The sequence below is a fragment of the Streptomyces himastatinicus ATCC 53653 genome, from assembly GCF_000158915.1.
In the GTDB taxonomy this organism is placed as follows: Bacteria; Actinomycetota; Actinomycetes; order Streptomycetales; family Streptomycetaceae; genus Streptomyces; species Streptomyces himastatinicus.
Genome location: NZ_GG657754.1, coordinates 4,471,297 through 4,474,278, shown reverse-complemented (window position 1 = coordinate 4,474,278; position 2,982 = coordinate 4,471,297). Strand labels below are relative to the sequence as shown.

4 protein-coding genes are annotated in these 2,982 nt (G+C 73.2%); 2 read left to right on the top strand and 2 right to left on the bottom strand.

Going from position 1 to position 2,982, the window contains the following annotated elements; all coding sequences use genetic code 11:
• A partial coding sequence (locus tag SSOG_RS18480) for a CoA-binding protein (protein ID WP_039938023.1) occupies nucleotides 1-557 on the bottom strand: 557 nt, incomplete at its 3' end.
• A gap of 219 nt (nucleotides 558-776) precedes the next feature.
• Nucleotides 777-1,934 carry a flavin-containing monooxygenase gene (locus tag SSOG_RS18475; protein ID WP_009715769.1) on the bottom strand — a complete coding sequence of 386 codons (1,158 nt, stop codon included), beginning with the start codon at nucleotides 1,932-1,934 and terminating at the stop codon, nucleotides 777-779.
• A 214-nt stretch (nucleotides 1,935-2,148) separates the two neighbouring features.
• Between SSOG_RS18475 and SSOG_RS18470 the strand changes: the two genes are divergently transcribed.
• Together SSOG_RS18470 and SSOG_RS53680 are read left to right on the top strand one after the other, a co-directional pair.
• Nucleotides 2,149-2,604 (top strand): Zn-ribbon domain-containing OB-fold protein, encoded by a 456-nt coding sequence (locus tag SSOG_RS18470; RefSeq protein ID WP_009715768.1) that lies wholly within the window; start codon nucleotides 2,149-2,151, stop codon nucleotides 2,602-2,604.
• A 167-nt stretch (nucleotides 2,605-2,771) separates the two neighbouring features.
• Nucleotides 2,772-2,982 (top strand): hypothetical protein (locus tag SSOG_RS53680; RefSeq protein WP_039938021.1); only part of this gene is annotated, 211 nt, incomplete at its 3' end.

Sequence of the window (2,982 nt, the reverse complement as noted above, 5' to 3'; positions counted from 1 at the left end):
TTGGTGTTGGGGCCCAGCAGCCGCAGCCCGGCGCGGCGGGCCGCGGCGGCGAGCCGGGTCTGGGCGGCGGCGCCCTCGGCGCCGGTCTCGGCGAAGCCGGAGGCGAAGACGACGGCGAACTTGACCTTGACCTGGGCCAGTTCCTCGATGACCGGGAGGGGGTCGCGGACGAGGAGGACGGCGAGGTCGACGGGTTCGGGCAGTTCGGCGACGGACGGGACGCACGGGAGGCCGAAGACGGCCGGACGGGAGGGGTGGACGGGGTACAGCCGGGCGCCGACGCGTTCGGCCCAGGCGAGGAGCTGCCGGGTGATGCCGGTGCCGGGGCGGCCTTCGGTGTCGGAGGCGCCGATGAGGGCCACCGACTGGGGGCGGAAGAAGCGGTCCAGGTCGGGGACCTCGGAGTGCAGCGGGCGGCCGCTGACGTCCAGATCCTCGGCGTCGAGGGCCGAGGCGCGCTGGTGGACCTGGACGTCGGGGCCGGGCGCCCGCCCGCAGGCGACGGCGCGGGCGTGACGGGAGTTGGTGGTGAGGGTGCCGTGAGTCGATCCAAGCATTGGGTATCCGCCACTCCTGCTCGTTGGCCAATAACCAGGTAACTGACGCCCAGTCACATTACTGAGTAGTCAGGCTACAGAGCTGACGGGCTGTCAGGAATGCTCGGTGCGCGGAGAACACGCAGGGTGACGGCGCGGCCGTTACCGGCGGTACGGCGCGACGGCAACAAGAGCGTGCCCGCGCGGCGGCGTGCTCACGCCGCCGCGCGGGCGGCGAAATCAAGCCGTCGTGCGGGACACCGTCGACGCGATCTTCTTCGCGTCCAGGGCCAGTTCGCGCAGCATGCCGCTGATCGGGTTCGTATAGCCCGTAAAGTACAGGCCCGGTGCGGTGCCCAGGGTGCGCCTGCCGTGGGTGAGCGGATGCCCGCGGCCGTCCAGCACGCCCAGATGTCCGACCAGGTCCTCCAGCCCGCGCCGGTAGCCGGTCGCCGCGATCACCGCCTCGGGGCCGATGCGCGAGCCGTCGGCCAGCACCACCTTGTCCTGGTCCAGCGACTCGACCGCGGCGACCACCTCCACCCGCCCCGTGCGCACCGCGTCGACCAGCCCCACGTCCTGCACCGGGATCGCGCCCTGCCGCACCCGGGTGTAGAGCCCGGCCTCCGGCCACGGCAGCCCCTGCGCGGTCAGATCCGGCATGCTCAGCCGGCACATCAGCCGCGCCGCCCGGTCCACCGCGCCGCGCGGCAGCCGCCGCACCAGGATGCCGGTGCGCTGTGCGGGCCAGCCCGCCGTCGAGCGGCGCAGGATGTGCGGCGCGGTACGGACCGCCAGCCGCACCCGCGCCGCGCCGCCCTCGACCAGGTCGACCGCGATCTCCGCGCCCGTGTTGCCGACCCCGACCACCAGTACGTCCCGGCCCTCGTACGGCCGGGCGTTGCGGTAGCGGTGGGCGTGCAGCAGCTCGCCGGTGAAGGTGTCCCGGCCCGGCCAGTCCGGCAGCCGCGGCGTGTGGTTGTAGCCCGTCGCGACCACGGTCACCGGCGAGGTCAGCTCCCGCCCGCCACCGGCCCGCAGCACCCAGCCGGTGTCGTCGTCGGCCCGGTCGATACGGGTCACCTCCACACCCGTGGCGATCTCCAGCCGGTGGTGCTCCGCGTACCGCTCCAGGTAGCGCACCACGTCGTCCCGGGCGACCCAGCGCCCGAACGCGCGCGGCATCGGCAGGCCGGGCAGCGCGGAGAGGCGGCGCGTGGTGTGCAGATGCAGCCGGTCGTAGTGGCCGCGCCAGGAGGCGGCGACCGTGTCGGACTTCTCCAGGACCACAGCGTGGATGCCGCGTGCGCGCAGTGCGGCGGCGGTGGCGAGCCCGCCCGGTCCGCCGCCGATCACATAGACGGGTGAAGGGGATCTCGCAGGGAGACTGTCGGCCATGGTGGGGAGCGTAGTCGGCTGGTTGACGGGTTTCGGTCAAAGGAATTCCGAATCGGTTGCGGATCGGTCACGGGGGCGGGGTGCCCGACCCTTGCGCCCGTCCACCGGCCCCTCGCGCCCCCCCTTGTGCCCGCTCACCCGCCCCTTGTGTTCGTCCGCCCCGGCGCCGGAAACTGATGTGCCGTCAGAAACGGCGGTCGGAAGGAGTACGCGCATGAGCGGCCCCGATGCCTCCGGCGCCCCCGCGGCGCCCCGCTTCGACCTGCCCGAACCCGACCCGTTCAGCCGCCCCTACTGGGACGCCGCCGCCCGCGGCAGGCTGCTGATCCGCCGCTGCGCCGCCTGCGGCCGGGCCCACCACTACCCCCGCGAGTTCTGCCCGCACTGCTGGAGCGAGGACGTCGCCTGGGAGGAAGCCAGCGGCGCCGCCACCCTCTACACCTGGTCCGAAGTGCACCGCAACGACCTCCCGCCCTTCGGCGCCCAGGTCCCGTACACCGCCGCCGTCGTGGATCTCGCCGAGGGCCCGCGGATGATGACCAGGATCGTCGACCACCCCGCCGGCGGGCTGCGCGCCGGGATGCCCCTGCACGTCACCTTCCGCGTGCTCGGGGAGGGTGCCCCGGCCGTTCCGGTGTTCCGGCCGTGCCCTGACGGCCCGCCTGAATGATCAGGCCGAAATTCTCATCTGGCGGCAAAGAAAATCGATGATCAATCTTGAACAAACGCTCGGACGGATGCCTAGACTGACCGCCTAACTTCCGCCTTTTACCGAGGACTTACTCTTCAGGCGCCCGGCGGCTGTTGCCTGCTCGACCCACCGGCCGCGAGGAATCGATGACTCCGATACATCCCGATCAGCGTGAGCGGTCGCGTGCCCGCGGGTGGAACTCCCCCGCCAAGCGGGCCCTCCTCGGCCTCCTGGTGGCGGCCCCCGTACTCGGCATCGCCGGGTGGACGGCGGTGGCAGCCGCGCCCGAATCGGCGAGACCCGCGGTGGCCGGGTGCGCGGTGGCGGCCGGGGCGCTGGTGAGCGCCGCGGTCGCGG